Source organism: Neotamlana laminarinivorans (assembly GCF_020523925.1).
GTDB classification, from domain to species: domain Bacteria; phylum Bacteroidota; class Bacteroidia; order Flavobacteriales; family Flavobacteriaceae; genus Neotamlana; species Neotamlana laminarinivorans.
Window position 1 is genome coordinate 97155 of the sequence record NZ_JAJAPW010000003.1, and the last position, 18242, is coordinate 115396.

At 32.5% G+C, this 18242-nt stretch carries 15 protein-coding genes; 13 read left to right on the forward strand and 2 right to left on the reverse strand.

From position 1 onward, the window contains the following. Positions 1–2: 2 nt before the first annotated feature. Together pta and gldA are read right to left on the reverse strand one after the other, a co-directional pair. Positions 3–2093: a phosphate acetyltransferase gene (pta, locus tag LG649_RS07185; RefSeq protein ID WP_226542785.1), complete on the reverse strand. Its 2091-nt coding sequence runs from the start codon at positions 2091–2093 to the stop codon at positions 3–5. A 142-nt stretch (positions 2094–2235) separates the two neighbouring features. Beyond that, positions 2236–3129: a gliding motility-associated ABC transporter ATP-binding subunit GldA gene (gene gldA, locus LG649_RS07190; protein ID WP_226542787.1), complete on the reverse strand. Its 894-nt coding sequence runs from the start codon at positions 3127–3129 to the stop codon at positions 2236–2238. Between the two features lie 304 nt (positions 3130–3433). Between gldA and LG649_RS07195 the strand changes: the two genes are divergently transcribed. The 13 genes from LG649_RS07195 to LG649_RS07255 all read left to right on the forward strand — a co-directional run bounded on the left by LG649_RS07195 (position 3434) and on the right by LG649_RS07255 (position 18241). After that, entirely contained in the window at positions 3434–4261 is an 828-nt protein-coding gene (locus LG649_RS07195) for a prephenate dehydratase (protein ID WP_226542789.1), read from the forward strand. After that, positions 4258–5403: a pyridoxal phosphate-dependent aminotransferase gene (locus LG649_RS07200; protein WP_226542791.1), complete on the forward strand. Its 1146-nt coding sequence runs from the start codon at positions 4258–4260 to the stop codon at positions 5401–5403. The genes LG649_RS07195 and LG649_RS07200 overlap by 4 nt, the downstream gene beginning before the upstream one ends. After that, positions 5404–6255, forward strand: a complete 852-nt coding sequence (locus LG649_RS07205; protein WP_226542793.1) for a prephenate dehydrogenase — start codon at positions 5404–5406, stop codon at positions 6253–6255. 86 nt (positions 6256–6341) lie between these two features. Next, the gene (locus LG649_RS07210; protein WP_226542795.1) at positions 6342–7424 is read left to right on the forward strand and encodes a bifunctional 3-deoxy-7-phosphoheptulonate synthase/chorismate mutase type II; all 1083 of its coding nucleotides are present in this window, start codon (positions 6342–6344) and stop codon (positions 7422–7424) included. Between the two features lie 72 nt (positions 7425–7496). Further along, positions 7497–8447: a ribosome small subunit-dependent GTPase A gene (gene rsgA / locus LG649_RS07215; RefSeq protein ID WP_226542797.1), complete on the forward strand. Its 951-nt coding sequence runs from the start codon at positions 7497–7499 to the stop codon at positions 8445–8447. A 3-nt stretch (positions 8448–8450) separates the two neighbouring features. Beyond that, entirely contained in the window at positions 8451–8903 is a 453-nt protein-coding gene (dtd, locus tag LG649_RS07220; RefSeq protein WP_226542799.1) for a D-aminoacyl-tRNA deacylase, read from the forward strand. A 162-nt stretch (positions 8904–9065) separates the two neighbouring features. Next, positions 9066–10979 (forward strand): DUF3857 domain-containing protein, encoded by a 1914-nt coding sequence (locus tag LG649_RS07225; protein ID WP_226542801.1) that lies wholly within the window; start codon positions 9066–9068, stop codon positions 10977–10979. Between the two features lie 27 nt (positions 10980–11006). Continuing rightward, positions 11007–12929 (forward strand): DUF3857 domain-containing protein, encoded by a 1923-nt coding sequence (locus LG649_RS07230; RefSeq protein ID WP_226542803.1) that lies wholly within the window; start codon positions 11007–11009, stop codon positions 12927–12929. Continuing rightward, positions 12930–13256 carry a nucleotide pyrophosphohydrolase gene (locus tag LG649_RS07235; RefSeq protein WP_226542805.1) on the forward strand — a complete coding sequence of 109 codons (327 nt, stop codon included), beginning with the start codon at positions 12930–12932 and terminating at the stop codon, positions 13254–13256. 287 nt (positions 13257–13543) lie between these two features. Next, on the forward strand, positions 13544–14767 hold the full coding sequence (locus LG649_RS07240; protein ID WP_226542807.1) for a 3-phosphoshikimate 1-carboxyvinyltransferase: 1224 nt from the start codon (positions 13544–13546) through the stop codon (positions 14765–14767). Positions 14768–14844: 77 nt separating this feature from the next. Then, the gene (queA, locus tag LG649_RS07245; protein ID WP_226542809.1) at positions 14845–15894 is read left to right on the forward strand and encodes a tRNA preQ1(34) S-adenosylmethionine ribosyltransferase-isomerase QueA; all 1050 of its coding nucleotides are present in this window, start codon (positions 14845–14847) and stop codon (positions 15892–15894) included. Positions 15895–16114: 220 nt separating this feature from the next. Continuing rightward, complete coding sequence (rlmN, locus tag LG649_RS07250; protein ID WP_226542811.1) at positions 16115–17155, forward strand: 23S rRNA (adenine(2503)-C(2))-methyltransferase RlmN; 1041 nt, start codon at positions 16115–16117, stop codon at positions 17153–17155. 108 nt (positions 17156–17263) lie between these two features. After that, positions 17264–18241 (forward strand): polyprenyl synthetase family protein, encoded by a 978-nt coding sequence (locus LG649_RS07255; protein ID WP_226542813.1) that lies wholly within the window; start codon positions 17264–17266, stop codon positions 18239–18241. The last annotated feature ends 1 nt before the right edge of the window (position 18242 follow it).

The window sequence follows — 18242 nt, forward strand, 5'->3', positions numbered from 1 at the left end:
TTTTATTGGTCTTGGGCTTGAATAGCAGTTATTATTACGGTGCTGTAAATATCATCTACGGTACAGCCACGGCTTAAATCGTTTACGGGTTTGTTAAGGCCTTGTAGCATAGGTCCAATGGCTAGAGCGCCAGTTTCTCTTTGCACGGCTTTATAGGTATTGTTTCCTGTATTTAGGTCTGGAAAAATTAAAACGCTAGCTTGTCCTGCAACTTCAGAGTCTGGTAGTTTGCTTTTTCCAATACGCATATCTACAGCGGCATCATATTGTATTGGGCCTTCAATTTTTAAATCAGGAGCTAAGCCTTTAGCAATTTCAGTTGCTTTTCTTACTTTATCTACTTCTTCACCTTTGCCAGACGAACCTGAAGAATATGAAAGCATTGCTACTTTAGGCTCTACACCAAAATTCTTTGCGGTTTCGGCAGAAGCAATTGCGATTTCAGCAAGCTGTTCGGCATTAGGATTTGGGTTTATGGCACAATCTCCAAATATAGATACACGATCTTCAAGACACATAAAAAATATAGAAGATACAATGTTAGCACCAGGTTTTGTTTTTATAAATTGTAAAGCAGGCCTTAATGTATGTTGTGTAGTATGTACAGCTCCAGAAACCATACCATCTGCATGACCTTTATGAATCATCATTGTGCCATAGTAGGATACATCAGACATGGCATCTTTAGCCATATCAATATTAACACCTTTGTGTTTTCTTAATTCGTAAAAGGTGTTTACGTAATCATCAAAATTTGGTGACTCTGTTGGGAAAACAACATTAACTTTACTTAAATCTAGAGGTATGTCGTAGCGTATTAAACGTTCTTGTATTTTATCTATTTCTCCAATTAAGGTTATATCTACTACTTGGGCGCCAACTAATTTTGCTGTTGCTCGTAACACACGCTCATCATACCCTTCTGGTAAAACAATATGTTTTTTGTTTTTAAGAGCCGATTGTAACAGGTTATATTGAAACATTCTTGGTGTAAATATTTCAGAATTAAATGTAACTAAACTATCTGCTAATTTTTTAGTGTTAACATGTTTCTCAAAAGATGCAATGGCGATGTTAATTTTGTCTGTGTTTTCAGCATAAATTCTAGATTTTACTTTTCCTATGGCATTAGTAGCATTAAAAGTGCCTTTGTTTACACTTAAAATAGGTACAACACTAGAAAGTCCTTCAATAAGTTTTAAAATGGATTCTTCAGGAATTAAACCACCAGTTAAAACAATTCCAGAAATTGTTGGATAATTTTTTGATATATGTGCTTGTAGAGATCCTAAAATAATATCAGCACGATCTCCAGATGTAATTACTAAAGAGCCTTCTTTTAATTTTGTGATATAGTTACGTAGTTGCATTGCACCAACCCCAGAGTTTTGCACTTGGTTATTAAGCATATCTTTACCAAATAATACTTTGGCATCAAGGGCTTTTGCTATTTCCTTTATTGTAGGGTTTTCTAGGCTGTGTATTTTTGGAATAACCGATATACTTGTTTTAGCATGTATGCGGTCTTTTAATTTGTTTTTTAGTGTATTTGTGTCTTCGACAGTAACTTTGTTTGCCATTATAGATAACACATCTACTTCAGCTTTAAAGGTGTCATAGGCTAACTGTACATTATCTAAAAGGTCTTTTTCGTTTTTACGATCTCCGTTAATTACAATAATTACAGGCAATCCTAGGTTTTTGGAGATTAACATGTTAATATCAAGCTCTAAGCTTGAGTTTTCATGAGAGAAATCGGTACCTTCAACTAAAACTAAATCGAAATTATCCTCAAGGCGTTTGTATTTTTTTATGATTTCGTCAATTACATAGCCAGATTTTCCTTGGTTATATAAATCTAGAACTTCACTGCGTTTAAAAGCGAAGGTTTTTTTGTAGTTTAAATCAATTTCGAAATGTGAAACAACCGTTTTAATATGATTGTCCATTTCACCTTCTTCAACATCTTCAATAATTGGTCTAAAATAACCTACCTTAGCTGTTTTTCCTAGTAGCATTCGCATTAACCCAAGTACAACAACAGATTTTCCGCTGTTGGGTTCCATGGTTGCTACATAAATACCTTTACTCATGATAATTTTTTTGTGTCACAAAGATAGTTATTTAGAATTGTTTTAAATAAATATCCTTCATTTTTCAGTTAATAATAATACAAAATTAGGATTGTTTTAATTATTGAAAGATGATTTTTATCATTCTAAATAATTTTTGCGGTTATGCTGTTAAATCTCTAAATAAAGACTCTAAATTTGCGTTTTTCTGATTCAATTGAAGAATTTTGAGTTCATTATCATGAGCAAAATCAAATACATGCGATCTCATGTCTTCTGTCGTTTTAAAAGTAATTTCGTAAACAAAATCATGAGTGTTCACAACATGACTAACTTTTGGCAATCGTTTTAAAAAGGCATCTTCTACACGGTAATCAAACTCTACAATAACAACTTGTTCTTGCTCGTTGCGTAAATCTTTAAGTTTTTTGTCGGCAACAATTTCTCCTTTATTAATTATTATCACACGCTCGCACATAGCTTCAACCTCTTGCATGATGTGAGTAGATAAAAATACGGTTTTAGTTTTTCCTATAGTTTTTATAAGGTTTCGAATTTCAACAAGCTGGTTGGGGTCTAAACCTGTTGTGGGTTCATCTAAAATTAAAACCTCTGGGTCGTGTAGTAAAGCATTTGCTAACCCAACACGTTGGCGATAACCTTTTGATAGCTGACCAATTTTTTTATGAGCTTCGGGTGTTAAACATGTAAGCTCAATAACTTCTGCTATACGCTTTTTATTAACCTTATAAATGTTGGCGTTAAAGTTTAAATACTCTTTTATAAACATATCTAAGTACAGCGGGTTGTGCTCCGGAAGATACCCCACGCTTTGTTGTACTTGTTGTTTATTTAAAGCTACATTATGGTTGTTTACAATGGCTTCTCCTTGGTTAGCAGAAATATAAGTGGTTAAAATTTTCATCATTGTAGATTTTCCAGCGCCATTTGGCCCTAAAAAACCTACTATTTCGGGTTTACTAACTTTAAAAGATACTTTATTTAAAGCTTTTTGGGTTCCGTATAGTTTTGTTACCTCTTTTACTTCAATAGACATATTCAAAAAAATTTATTCAAAAATAAACGATTATACAACGTAATTTGAGTTTTACTGTAAAATCTTAAAAAATTTTAGTAAAACCATAAAAAACTATTTTATCTGCTTTGTTTTTTTAAATAAATAATTACTTTAGCGGCATAATTATGACGATGACAGGATATTATACATATTTTAACTTCTTTTATTTCTTTTTCAGCAAAAGAAACGAGGCGTTGTATGTATAATTTAAAATAATAAATTAGAATATAAGTCTCGATGAAAATCGGGACTTTTTTTTATTAATAAGTTAAAAATTTAGAGGTTGATTAATACGGTAGCAATACAAGGTGTAAAAGGATCGTTTCATCATATTGTTTCAGAACAATTTTTTGAAAATCCGGTGGCTATTATTGAATGTTTAACATTCGATAGGGTGGTAGATGCATTAATAACCAAAGAATGTGATGCTGCAATTATGGCTCTAGAAAACTCTATTGCTGGCTCAATTATACCCAATTATGCTTTAATAGACGATTATGGTTTACATGTAGTTGGTGAGCATTATCTTGATATTCAGCACAACCTTATGGCGCTTAAAGGACAAAAAATAGGGGATATTAAAGAAGTGTATTCGCACCCTATGGCATTATTACAGTGTAAAGCGTTTTTTAAACAGCACCCGCATATTAAATTAGTTGAAGATAAAGATACAGCAGAGGTAGCACAACGCATACAGGAAAAACAACTAGAAGGAATTGGAGCCATTGCAAGTGTGCTAGCTGCCGAAATTTTTGAGCTTGATATATTGGCAAAAAGCATACAAACCATAAAAAATAACGAAACCCGTTTTGCAATTGTAAAACGTACAAATTCTGAGGTAGCTAAAGCCGATATAAATAAAGCTTCTTTAAAGTTTACAGCCAATCATAAGCGAGGCAGTTTAGCTACAATTTTAAATGTAATGAGCGATTGTAAATTAAATTTAACTAAAATACAGTCGTTACCAATAGCAGAAACACCCTGGAAATATGCTTTTTTCGTTGATGTAACTTTTGAGAGTTATGCCGATTTCGATAAAGCAAAATCTATTATAAACATAATGGCCGAAGACTTTAAGGTTTTAGGTGAATATAAAAATGCAAAGCTATGATAAATGTAGCAAATCGTTTACAAACCGTTGAAGAATACTACTTTTCAAAAAAATTACGAGAAGTAAATTTAATGATTGCTAACGGGAAACCCGTTATAAATCTAGGTATTGGTAGTCCAGATTTACAACCACCATCCAAAGTGGTTGATGCTATGGTAAATAGTTTAAAAAATCCTGCTGCTCATAAATACCAAAGTTATCAGGGCTTGCCAGAGTTACGACAGGCTATGGTTAAATTTTATAAAAACAACTTTAATGTAAGCCTTAGTGCTAATACAGAAGTTTTGCCTTTAATGGGAAGTAAAGAAGGTATTATGCATATTTCTATGGCTTTTTTAAATGAAGGTGATGGTGTTTTAATTCCAAACCCAGGATATCCTACATACCAATCGGTAACAAAATTGGTTCAAGCAAATCCTGTGTATTATGAGTTAGATGCGGCTAATAATTGGATGCCAGATTTTAAAGCAATAGAGCAAAACGATTTAAGTAACGTAAAGTTAATGTGGGTAAATTATCCGCATATGCCAACAGGAGCAAAACCTACAAAATATGTATTCGAAGAATTGGTTGCTTTTGGTAAAAAACACAATATTTTAATTGTAAATGATAATCCTTATAGTTTTATATTAAACCAAAAACCAACCAGTATTCTAAGCACAGAAGGAGCTAAAGAAGTTTGTTTAGAGCTAAACTCCTTAAGTAAAACCTTTAATATGGCAGGATGGCGAGTAGGTATGGTTACAGGAAATAGTAATTACATAAGTAGCATTTTAAAAGTAAAAAGTAATATGGATTCTGGCATGTTTTACGGATTGCAACAAGGTGCTATAGAAGCTTTAAAATGTTCTAAAATGTGGTTTGCAACATTAAACAGTGTATACCAAAAGCGTAGAGAATTAGTTTGGAAACTTGCCGAATCTTTAAACTGTACATACAGCAAAGAAGCTTCAGGTTTATTTGTATGGGCAAAATTGCCAGAATTTGTGAAGTCTGAAGAATATATTGACACCATTTTAAAAGAACATAATATTTTTATAACACCAGGTACTATTTTTGGTAGTCAAGGCGAGGGGTATATTCGTTTTTCACTTTGTGCCACAACCGAAGATTTACAAGAAGCCATAACAAGAGTTAGCTAAATGAAAAATATATTTGTAATAGGTATTGGTTTAATAGGCGGAAGCCTTGTAAAGGATATAAAAACACTAGATTCTAGCGTTACAGTATTTGGTATAGATAAAAAGGAAGAAGTACTAGATGAAGCATTATCTCTTAATTTAATTGATGAAAAATCAAGTTTTGATGATCTTGATAAAGCCGATTTGGTAATTGTTTCAATTCCTGTTGATGCTACCGAAAAACTATTACCAGTTATTTTAAATAAAGTAAATGACGACACTTTGGTTGTAGATGTTGGTTCAACAAAACTAGATATTTGTAAAGCGGTTGAAAATCATGAAAAACGTCGTAATTATTTAGCAATGCACCCTATTGCCGGAACCGAATTTTCTGGACCGAGTGCCGCAATAAATAATTTATTTGTAGGTAAAACAAATATTATTTGCGAAGTAGAAAAAACAGCATTTAAGCTTCAAGAAAAGGCTTTAGAGATGTTTAGAAATATAGGCATGCGCATGTGTTATATGAATCCAGAAGCACACGACAAACACATTGCTTACGTCTCACATTTATCGCACATAAGTTCGTTTATGTTGGGTAAAACAGTAATTGAAAAAGAAAAAAACGAACGCGATATTTTCGATATGGCTGGTAGTGGTTTTGCTTCAACGGTTCGTTTGGCAAAAAGTTCGCCCGCCATGTGGACGCCAATTTTTAAGCAAAATAAAGCTAATGTAATTGAAACATTAGAAGAATATATTGCCAATTTAACACAGTTTAAAGAGTTAATGAAGCAAGATAATTTCGAGGCCATTTACAATGAAATGGAGAATACAAATTATATAAAAGATATTTTAAAAGGAATAAATTAAATAACACAGAAACTAAAAAAATTAAATACCAAGATTAATATAAAATAACCCCCTTTGGAATTTTATTTTTTGAAATTTTAAACACTATGGAAAACACAAAAGAAATGAGAACATGGTTAGATGATTTAAAACTAGATCATCCATTAGTAATAGCAGGACCATGTAGTGCAGAAACCGAAGAACAAGTACTAAAAATTGCTCACGAGCTAAAAAATACAGATGTAAGCTATTTTAGAGCAGGTATTTGGAAACCAAGAACGCGTCCAGGAAACTTTGAAGGTGTTGGCGCATTAGGTTTAAAATGGTTACAAAAAGTAAAAGCAGAAACCGGAATGAAAGTTTGTACAGAGGTTGCCAACGCAGCTCACGTAAAATTAGCTTTAGAGCATGATATCGATTTATTATGGATTGGTGCGCGTTCAACAGTATCTCCATTTATTATGCAAGAAATTGCAGATGCTTTAAACGGTACAGATAAGCCAGTTTTAATTAAAAACCCAGTTAACCCAGATTTATCATTATGGTTAGGTGGTATCGAGCGTATTTACAAATCTGGTGTAAAAAATATTGGAGCTATCCACAGAGGATTCTCTACATACCAAAAAACAAAATATCGTAACATTCCAGAATGGCAGTTAGCAATCGAATTTCAAAATAAATTCCCAGATATTCCATTAATTAACGATCCGTCGCATATTACAGGTAAGCGTGATATGATTTTTGATGTATCGCAAACTGCTTTAGATTTAAATTTTGATGGATTAATGATTGAAACGCATTACGATCCAGAAAATGCATGGAGTGATGCAGCACAACAAGTAACACCAGAAACTTTAGTGCAAATCATGAAAGATTTAAAAATTCGTAAAGAAAGTGATCAGGAAGCAGAGTATAACAATGCTTTAAATAACTTAAGAGCTCAAATAGATGTAATTGATAACCAAATTATCGAGCAAATTGGTAAGCGTATGGTTGCTGCCGATTCTATTGGTGCTTTAAAGAAAAAGAAAAACGTAGCTGTTTTACAATCTAAACGTTGGAACGAAATTTTAGGTAAAATGGTGCTTGAAGGTGAGCAACACGGTTTAAGTGAAGAGTTTATTTTAAAAATGTTTAAAGCTATTCACCAAGAATCAATTAATCACCAAGAAAAGGTAATTAACGGATAAAATAAAAAGCCTCGCATTGCGAGGCTTTTTTTATGCATTAAAAGTTGTTAATTTGCATTATAAAATTAGTGAATGACAGGTAAAGTTTATAAATCTACAGGAAGTTGGTATACCGTTAAAACAGAGCTCGGTAAAGCTTACGAATGCCGAATAAAAGGCAAATTTCGTATTAAAGGTATAAAAAGTACAAACCCCATTGCTGTTGGCGATATTGTAGATTTTGATTTAGAAACTAATAATAAGGAAGAAACCGGCGTTATACATAAAATACACGATCGTAAAAATGTTATTGTGCGTAAATCGGTAAACCTATCTAAACAAACACATGTTATTGCATCAAATTTAGATATGGTTTTTTTAATGATAACCATAAACAATCCGCCAACATTAACCAGTTTTATCGACAGGTTTTTGGTTACAGCCGAAGCTTATTCTATTAAAACCATTCTTCTTTTTAATAAAATTGATGCTTACGATAAAGAAACCCTCGATGAGGTACGTTATTTAGCGCATATTTATCGTGAAATTGGTTACGAGTGTATTGGTGTTTCTGCAAAAACAGGAAAAAATGTAGACAAAGTTAAAGCCTTAATGGAAGGGAAAGTGAGTATGTTTTCTGGTCATTCTGGTGTTGGTAAATCTACTTTGGTAAATGCTATAGAGCCATCCTTAAATTTAAAAACAAAAGAAATATCGAGCCAACATATGCAAGGGCAACATACAACAACATTTGCCGAAATGTACGACTTAAGCTTTAATGCTAGTATTGTTGATACGCCTGGTATAAAAGGTTTCGGAGTTGTAGATATGGATAAAGAGGAAGTGGGCGACTATTTTCCTGAAATATTTAAATTAAAACAAGATTGTAAGTTTAATAACTGTTTACACGTAAAAGAACCAAAATGTGCTGTAAAAGCCGCTTTAGATAACGATGAGATTGCCTTTTCGCGTTACCGAAGCTATTTGCAAATTATTGAAGGAGACGAAGAGCATTACCGAACAGATAATTGGGATAACGATTAAAACATGAAAATTGTAATACAACGTGTAACCAAAGCAAGCGTTACTATTGAAGGCGAAAAAGTAGCCAATATTAAAACTGGGCTTTTAATTTTACTCGGCATTGTAAACGAAGATTCTCAAGACGATATAAAATGGCTTACCAATAAAGTAGTTAATCTTCGCATATTTGGCGACGAAAACGGAGTTATGAATAAGTCTGTAAAAGATGTTGAAGGCGATATTATTATTGTTAGCCAATTTACCTTACATGCTTCTACAAAAAAGGGCAATCGTCCCAGTTATATAAAAGCAGCAAAACCAGATATTGCCATTCCGTTATATGAAAGTTTTGTTAAGCAACTTGAGGTCGATTTAGGAAAAAGAATACAAACCGGAGAATTTGGTGCCGACATGAAAGTAGAGCTTCTTAACGATGGTCCTGTTACTATTATTATAGATTCTAAAAACAGAGAATAGTTTACCTTTTATCGAATTTTCTTAAAATTACTGTGCTAGTTTTTCTGTTTTTTTATATTTGATGAAGGAATTTTAATTAACCTGATAATAGCTAAAGGTTTTCTCTCAATTATAAATTCTTAAGAAATTAAGTAATAATTAAAACGAGTACTAACTATTTATATGGTTAAATTAAAAACATTTAGCTGCCTTTTATTTTTGGTTGCTTCATTATCTTTTTCACAAGAAAATCTTCAATCTAGCTACAACATTCCAAACCACCTAACAACAAGTGCTAACGCTGTTATACGCTTAAACGATATTAATATTTCTATCAATGCCGTTGATGCTGTTACCATTACCGAAAAGCGAATTGTTACGGTTTTAAACGAAAATGGAAATTCTTCGGTTAACGCTTATTCCGGTTACGATAAGTATTATAAAATTAAAAAAATTGAAGCCTTTATTTACGATGCGTCAGGGAAAGAAGTAGAACATTATAAAAAAAAGGATTTTATAGACCATAGCGCTGTAGATGGAGGTACACTTTATTCAGATTCACGTGTTTTGTATATGGGTTATACGCCTGTTAATTATCCGTATACTGTTGAGTTTACTTGTGAAATTGAAACATCGAATTCAGCAGGTATTCCATCTTGGATGCCAATGGAATCTTATTATCTATCTGTAGAAAATAGTAAATACAATTTAATAGATAATGCCAATTTAGGATTACGTTTTAAAGAAAAGTTTTTTGAAGGATACAACATTAATTCAAACACATCAACTAACGCATTAAATTACTCCTTAGAAAATGTAAAGGCATTAAAACCAGAAGATTTAAGTCCAACTTTTTCAGAGTTTACTCCTAAAGTTATGGTTGCAGTAGACCAATTTCAGTTTTATGGCTATAAAGGAAAAGCGAAAAATTGGCTAGAATTTGGCGATTGGGTAAATACAGCTTTATTACAGGGTAGAGATGTTGTGTCAGACGAAACAAAACAAAAAATTTTAGAGCTTACTAATGGTGTTTCAGATCCTATAGAGAAAGCCAAAATAGTGTTTGATTTTGTTCAAAATAATACTAGATATATTAGTGTGCAAGTAGGTATTGGAGGTGTTCAACCCATTCCTGCGCTAGAAGTAGATCAATTAAAATATGGCGATTGTAAGGGGTTAACAAATTACACAAAGGCATTATTAAATGTTGTAGGTGTAACGTCTTATTACAGTGTGGTTGAAGCGGGTAAAGATATTATTGGTTTCGAGCCAGACTTTGCATCTTTAGCTCAAGGTAATCATATTATATTGGCAATTCCAAAAGAAAATAATGATTTAATTTGGGTAGACTGTACGAGTCAAATCCATCCGTTTAATTTTATTGGCGATTTTACAGATAATCGTAACGTATTGATGGTGAAACCCAACGGAAGCGAAATTGTTAGAACAACGGTTTATAGCGATACCTTAAATCTTCAAAAAACAAATGCTACAATTAAATTAAATGCAAACGGAAGTATTTCTGCTAATTTAAATATAAAAACAAAAGGGACACAGTACGATAACAGATTTTATATTGAGCGTCAAGCAAGCAAAGATATTATTGAATATTACAAAGAAACCTGGGATTATGTAAATAATCTAGAGGTTGATACTTACAATTTTACCAATAATAAAAATGATGTTGAGTTTACCGAAACATTAAACTTAACAGCAAGAGATTATGCATCGTTAAATGGTAATAGGGTATTTTTTCCTTTAAATGCATTTAACAAAAATACGTTTGTACCTAAACGATATGCAAGTCGTAAGTTGCCAGTAGATATTCAACGTGGATATTTAGATGAAGATGAGTTTGTTTACGAAATTCCAAAAGGTTATGAAATTGAAGCGATTCCCGAAGCTGTTGAAATAACAAACAAATACGGTGTTTACAATATTTCAGCAAAAAAAGAAGGCGATAATATAGTTTACAAACGTAAGCTTTTAATTAAAAGTGGGCGTTATAATAAGCAGGAATATACAGCCTATCGCGATTTTAGAAAGCAAGTAGCAAAAAATGATAATGCTAAAATTGTTCTCAAAAAAGCCATTTAAACAACCAATATAATCATTCCAAAAATTATGAGAAAAATTTTCCTCTTAGCTATTTTTATAGCTCAAACCACCTTTGCTCAAGATTTTAAATTTGGTAAAGTTTCTAAAGAAGAGTTACAAGAAACATCGTATGCTCTAGACCCTTCAGCAAATGCAGTAGTGTTGTACAAAAATCAGATTACCTACTTTTCATTTAATACAGCGAGTTCTGAGTTAGTTACAGAAATTCAAATGCGCGTAAAAATTTATAATAAAGAAGGTTTTGATAAAGCAACCGATCAAATAGATTTATTTAAAAACAGATCTACAAAAGATGTGGTTTCTGGTTTAAAAGCTTATACCTTCAATTTGGTAGATGGTAAAGTAGAGAAAACGAGTTTAAGTAAAGATCAAATTTTTAAAACAGAAATAAATTATAATTACGATCAAGTAAAATTTACCATGCCTAATGTAAAAGAGGGTAGTGTTATAGAATATAAATATAAAATTACCTCACCTTTCATATGGAATATAGATGAATTTGTTTTTCAGTATGATATACCAATAAAGAAACTAGAAGCCGAAATTAGAACACCTGAGGGTCTTAATTTTAAAGAAACAAAAAAAGGTTTTGTCTCTTTTTGGGGTAAAACAGGAAAGTCATACAACGAAACTAATGCTATTGTTTATAAGTTAGATAACGTTCCTGCGTTAAAAGAAGAACGCTATGTAGATAATATTGAAAACTATCGTGCGGGTGTTATGTTCGAGTTGCGTTCTATTCAAATTCCTGGTGTTATTAATAGACACTATGCTAGTACATGGAGCGATGTAGCCAAAACTATTGGAAATGAAGATGATTATGAAAATAAACTTGATAAAAGCGGATCTTTTAATGATGAATTAGATGGCTTGTTAGCAGGCAAAACAGAACCGTTAGATAAAATGAAAACAGTGTTTCAGTATGTAAAAGATAATTTAACCTGGAACGATATGGATGGTAAATATTTTTACTATGGTATTAGAAAAGCTTTAAAAGAAAAAAAAGGTAATGCTGCCGATATAAACTTAACTTTAGTAGCTATGTTACGTTATGCTGGTTTAAATGCAAATCCGTTGGTAATAAGTACTAAGGAAAATATACTGCCAATTTTTCCAACTGTAGATCGTTTAAATTATGTTGTAGCTCATGTAAAACACGGTGAAAAAACATATTTTTTAGATGCCACCAACGAGTTTAGCGATATTAATGTTATGCCTATTAAAGATTATAACTGGAAAGGTATATTAATTGATAACAACAACATGGTTTGGAATAGTATTAATATTAATCAGCCAGAACTGGCAATCGAACAATGTATGTTAAATGGAGAACTGTCTGAAGATGGAGTTTTTACCGGAGGAGTTCGTGCAAGATATACTAAGCATAAAGCATTTCAATTTAGAGAGTCCTTTAAAAATAAAGATATAGATGTGTATGTTGCAAATAAAGAAAAAGCTTTAAAAAACATCGAAATATCTAATTATGAAGCTAAAAATGCAGATGTTAGTGAGGGCTATGTTGCAGAGGCATACAATGTGTTGTTTGAAGAAGCCGCAAGTAGTGTTGGAGATAAATTGTATTTAAGCCCTTTAATGTTTTTAGGCTTAGAAGAAAACCCATTTAAATTAGACGAACGCAAATTTCCTATAGATTTTGGTTTTCCGTTTCAAGAAAAATACAATGTTAGTATTAAATTGCCAGAAGGTTATGTTGCAGAAACTACACCTGCACCTATTTATGTTAAAATTCCAGATAACTTAGGGCATTTTAAGTATAATGTAAAAATAGGAGCAAGTGCAATACAGCTTTTAGTAGATTTTGAAATTAATAATGCTGTTGTAGGTGCAGATAAATATTTATTTTTGAAGCAATTTTTTAATGAAATGATTAAAAAAGAAGCAGAACAAATTGTTTTAAAGAAAGCTTAAATGGATATCAAAAACGCACAATTAGAAGTAGATAACTGGATAAAAGAACACGGTGTTCGCTATTTTAACGAACTTACAAATATGGCGCAACTTACCGAAGAAGTAGGTGAAGTAGCAAGAATTATAGCGCGACGTTACGGCGAACAAAGCGAAAAAGAAAGCGATAAAAATAAAGACTTAGGCGAAGAGCTTGCCGATGTACTTTTTGTAACCTTATGTTTAGCGAATCAAACAGGTGTAGATTTACAAGCCGCTTTCGATAAGCGCATGTATAAAAAAGGAAAACGTGACCACGATCGTCATCACAATAACGAAAAGCTTAAATAGTATAGACTACGAATTTAATAGAATAAATATTTGAAGGTGTCATGCTGAACTCGTTTCAGCATCTCATCTTCAAATATTCCTAAAACACACATTAAATGTATTCAATGTTATGCTGAGTGCAGTCGAAGCATATTAGAGACTAAATTGGCTAACAAATAAAAAATGCTGCCATATTTTATAACATTTGTAAAAAATCTGTTAAGTATTTAAAAAAAAGAAAATTACTTAGCATTCCTCTGTATTATCGAGTAAATTTGCCGTTTTCAATATTACAATACAAAAGAAAAATGCAACTAAAGCTTCATAAATCTCAAATAGCCAAACAATCTTCAATACAAATTACAGGTTCTAAAAGTGAATCAAACAGATTATTGCTTTTACAGGCGCTTTATCCAAGTTTAAAACTAGATAATATTTCAAATTCAGATGATAGCAACTTAATGACGAATGCGTTAAGCACAGAATCACAAGTAGTTGATATTCATCATGCTGGAACTGCAATGCGTTTTTTAACAGCATATTTTTCTGTACAAGAAGGTAGAGAAACAGTTTTAACAGGATCAAAACGGATGAAAGAGCGGCCTATTAAAATTTTGGTTGAAGCTTTACAAGATTTAGGTGCAGAAATAAGTTATGTCGAAAACGAAGGTTTTCCGCCAATAAAAATAAAAGGAAAAAAACTAACGCAAAGTAAAGTAACGTTAAAGGCAAACGTAAGTAGCCAGTACATTTCCGCATTATTGTTAATCGCTTCAAAACTAGAAAATGGTTTAGAGCTAACGTTAGATGGCGAAATAACATCAATTCCATATATAAAAATGACGCTTAGTTTACTTGAGGAAATTGGCGTTGAAACAGCATTTACTGGTAATGTTATTACAGTAAAACCAAATAAAGAAAAACCAACAAAAACTAATTTAGTTGTAGAGTCAGACTGGTCATCAGCATCTTATTACTTCAGTATTGTGGCTTTAAGCGAGGTAGGAACTCAAGTTACTATTTCATCTTACAAAGAAAATTCGCTTCAAGGCGATTCTGCTTTAATCAATATTTATAAGCATTTTGGTGTTAAATCTGTATTTAATGGTAACAGTTTAACCTTATCTAAAGAAGAAAAAACTTTAGAAACCTTAGAGTTAGACCTAAAAAATGCACCAGATATTGCGCAAACCATTGCGGTAACTTGTTTCGCTTTAGGTATAGCTTGTAATTTAACAGGGCTTCATACCCTAAAAATAAAAGAAACCGATAGGTTAGTAGCTCTTAAAACCGAAATAGAAAAATTAGGTGGCGAGGTTGAAATAACAGATAAATCTCTGCATTTACAGGCTTCAAAGCAAATAAAAGAACATGTTTCAATAGCAACATATAACGATCATAGAATGGCTATGGCATTTGCGCCAATAGCTTTAAAATCGCCTGTAGAGATTGAAGATGCCATGGTTGTATCAAAGTCATATCCAACATTCTGGGACGATTTAAAAACCCTTGGTTTTAAAATATCTGAATAATAATTACTTAATTACTTGACAACCCCTTGTTCCAGATTGTATATTTGCAATCCTTGTTATAAAATAAAATATCACGTATGAAATTATCAAACTTTGGTTTCGATTTACCTAACGAATTATTAGCTGAGTATCCAGCAGAAAATAGAGACGAATCACGCTTAATGGTTTTAAACAGAAAAGAACAAACTATCGAGCATAAAATGTTTAAAGATTTAATAGATTATTTTAATGAAGATGATGTATTAATCCTTAACAACACCAAAGTATTTCCAGCAAGATTATACGGAAATAAAGAAAAAACAGGAGCAAGAATTGAAGTGTTTTTACTTCGCGAATTAAACGAAGAACAACGCCTTTGGGATGTTTTAGTAGATCCTGCACGTAAAATACGCATAGGTAATAAACTATATTTTGGAGATGACGACACATTAGTAGCCGAAGTTATAGATAACACAACCTCTCGTGGGCGTACATTACGTTTCTTATATGATGGGTCTTACAGGGAATTCCGTTTAAAACTTAACGAATTAGGCGAAACACCATTACCAAAATACATAAAAAGAGATGTAGAGCCAGACGATGAAGATCGTTACCAAACCATTTACGCGAAAAAAGAAGGAGCTGTAGCAGCACCAACAGCAGGTTTACACTTCTCTAAACATTTATTAAAGCGTTTAGAAATTAAAGGAATAAATTTTGCAGAGGTAACATTACACGTAGGTTTAGGTACTTTTAACCCAGTTGAGGTTGAAGATTTATCTAAGCACAAAATGGATAGTGAAGAAATTACAATAGACAGCAAAGCTGTAGATATTGTAAACCGTGGTATAAACGAAAAACGTCGTGTTTGTGCCGTAGGAACAACAGTAATGAGAGCTGTAGAAAGCTCTGTATCGTCAAGCGGTATGTTAAACGAAATGGAAGGTTGGACAAACAAATTCATTTTCCCACCATACGATTTTAGTATAGCAAACTGCATGGTAACAAACTTTCATACGCCAAAATCAACGTTGTTAATGATGGTTTCTGCATTTGCAGGACATGATTTTGTAAAACGTGCTTATGAAGAAGCTGTAAAAGAAAAATACAAGTTTTATAGCTACGGCGATGCCATGTTAATCATATAACTCAATAAAAAGCCTTGGTTAATTCAAGGCTTTTTATTTTTTAAGCTTATAGCATTACCACGCTTTTGGCGCGGTCGGGCTTTCAGTAGTCGCTTCCCAATTTTATAAATTGGAAGAGCTCCAACAATACCTCAATCCCTAATGCAAAGGCTAACTTCAATTTATAAATTGTAATTCAAGAAACACATTTCGTGTACTATTCCGTATTTTTGCATCCAGTATGGCAACAAGTAAAAAAGACATTCGCGCATTAACAAAAGAGCAACTGCGTAATTTTTTTGTAGAACAAGGAGATAAAGCTTTTCGTGGAAATCAAGTTTACGAATGGCTTTGGCAAAAATCTGCGCACAGTTTCGAGGATATGACAAACATATCTAAAGAAACACGCGAAATGTTAGAAAACAATTTTGTAATCAATCATATTCAAGTAGATCAAATGCAGCGCAGCAGCGATGGAACCATTAAAAATGCTGTACGCTTGCACGACGATTTAATTGTAGAATCGGTTTTAATACCCACACCAACAAGAACTACCGCATGTGTATCAAGTCAAGTAGGTTGTAGTTTAGACTGTAAGTTTTGTGCAACCGCACGCTTAAAACGAATGCGTAATTTAAATCCAGACGAAATTTACGATCAAGTTGTAGCCATAGATAACGAAAGTAGATTATATCATAACAGGCCATTAAGTAATATTGTATTTATGGGAATGGGAGAACCTCTCATGAACTACAATAATGTAATTAAAGCCATCGATAAAATTACATCACCTGAAGGTTTAGGTATGTCACCCAAACGAATAGTAGTTTCAACCTCTGGTGTGCCTAAAATGATAAAAAAAATGGCCGACGACGAAGTTAAATTTAAGCTTGCCGTTTCCTTACATTCAGCTATCGATGAGGTGAGAACATCCATAATGCCATTTAATGCTACGTTTCCATTAGCAAGTTTAAGAGAGGCATTGCAATATTGGTATGCAAAAACAAAAAACAGAATTACCTATGAATACGTTGTTTGGAAAGGCATAAACGATAAAAGAAAAGATGCCGATGCGCTTGTAGAATTTTGCAAGTTTGCACCAAGCAAGGTAAATATCATTGAGTATAACCCAATTGACGATGGCGAATTCCAACAAGCACAATCCTCTGCTATAGATATGTATGTAAATGTACTTGAAAAAAATCATATTACCGTTACAGTAAGACGTAGCCGAGGTAAAGACATTGATGCTGCTTGTGGGCAATTGGCAAATAAAAGTTAAAAGTTTTGTGTCGTTGTAACAATTTATAAAATTTGTAATTCCCGTATTAACGGGAATATTTTTATAGTTGAATTATTAAATTATATTTGAAATCACTAAACATATAGTTTGAAAATAGTAGAACAAATAAAACAGCCCATTGCTTTTGAAATGGAACTTTTCGAGAAAAAGTTTAAACTATCCATGTCGAGTAAAGTGGCTTTGTTAAACCGAATTACGCATTATATTGTAAACAGAAAAGGCAAGCAAATGCGACCTATGTTTGTGTTTTTGGTTGCTAAAATGGTGTCTAACGGAGAAATTAGTGAGCGTACATACCGTGGAGCTTCAGTTATAGAACTTATACATACAGCAACTTTAGTACATGACGATGTTGTTGATGACAGTAACCGCAGGCGCGGTTTTTTTTCTGTTAATGCACTCTGGAAAAACAAAATAGCAGTTTTAATTGGTGATTTTTTATTGTCTAAGGGTTTGTTACTTTCTATAGATAATAATGATTTTGATTTGCTTAAAATAATTTCGGTAGCCGTTCGAGAAATGAGCGAAGGTGAATTGCTTCAAATAGAAAAAGCCAGAAAACTCGATATTACAGAAGATGTTTACTACGAGATTATAAGACAAAAAACGGCGACTTTAATAGCTGCATGCTGTAGCTTAGGGGCGGCTTCTGTTAAGCCTAATTCTCATCACATAGAAAGTATGCGTAAATTTGGAGAACTTATAGGTATGGCATTTCAAATTAAAGATGATTTGTTTGATTATGGCGATACACAAATTGGTAAACCAACAGGTATAGATATTAAAGAACAGAAAATGACTTTGCCATTAATTTACGCCTTAAACCTAGCGCCAAAAAAAGAGAAAAATTGGTTAATTAATTCGGTGAAGAATTATAATAAAGACACTAAGCGCGTAAAAGAAGTTATAGCATACGTTAAAAATAATGGAGGTTTAGATTATGCTATAAGTAAAATGAAAGCTTTCCAAAATGAGGCTTTGCAAATTTTAGAAACCTACCCAGAGTCTCACTTTAAAAATTCACTAAAACTTATGGTGAGTTATGTAATTGATAGAAAAAAATAAA

What these genes read in the sequence shown, in the direction of transcription:
- pta (WP_226542785.1), bottom strand. Translation starts at nt 2,093, where the DNA reads ATGAGTAAAGGTATTTATGTAGCAACCATGGAACCCAACAGCGGAAAA.
- gldA (WP_226542787.1), bottom strand. Translation starts at nt 3,129, where the DNA reads ATGTCTATTGAAGTAAAAGAGGTAACAAAACTATACGGAACCCAAAAA.
- LG649_RS07200 (WP_226542791.1), top strand. Translation starts at nt 4,258, where the DNA reads ATGATAAATGTAGCAAATCGTTTACAAACCGTTGAAGAATACTACTTT.
- LG649_RS07205 (WP_226542793.1), top strand. Translation starts at nt 5,404, where the DNA reads ATGAAAAATATATTTGTAATAGGTATTGGTTTAATAGGCGGAAGCCTT.
- LG649_RS07210 (WP_226542795.1), top strand. Translation starts at nt 6,342, where the DNA reads ATGGAAAACACAAAAGAAATGAGAACATGGTTAGATGATTTAAAACTA.
- rsgA (WP_226542797.1), top strand. Translation starts at nt 7,497, where the DNA reads ATGACAGGTAAAGTTTATAAATCTACAGGAAGTTGGTATACCGTTAAA.
- dtd (WP_226542799.1), top strand. Translation starts at nt 8,451, where the DNA reads ATGAAAATTGTAATACAACGTGTAACCAAAGCAAGCGTTACTATTGAA.
- LG649_RS07225 (WP_226542801.1), top strand. Translation starts at nt 9,066, where the DNA reads ATGGTTAAATTAAAAACATTTAGCTGCCTTTTATTTTTGGTTGCTTCA.
- LG649_RS07230 (WP_226542803.1), top strand. Translation starts at nt 11,007, where the DNA reads ATGAGAAAAATTTTCCTCTTAGCTATTTTTATAGCTCAAACCACCTTT.
- LG649_RS07235 (WP_226542805.1), top strand. Translation starts at nt 12,930, where the DNA reads ATGGATATCAAAAACGCACAATTAGAAGTAGATAACTGGATAAAAGAA.
- LG649_RS07240 (WP_226542807.1), top strand. Translation starts at nt 13,544, where the DNA reads ATGCAACTAAAGCTTCATAAATCTCAAATAGCCAAACAATCTTCAATA.
- queA (WP_226542809.1), top strand. Translation starts at nt 14,845, where the DNA reads ATGAAATTATCAAACTTTGGTTTCGATTTACCTAACGAATTATTAGCT.
- rlmN (WP_226542811.1), top strand. Translation starts at nt 16,115, where the DNA reads ATGGCAACAAGTAAAAAAGACATTCGCGCATTAACAAAAGAGCAACTG.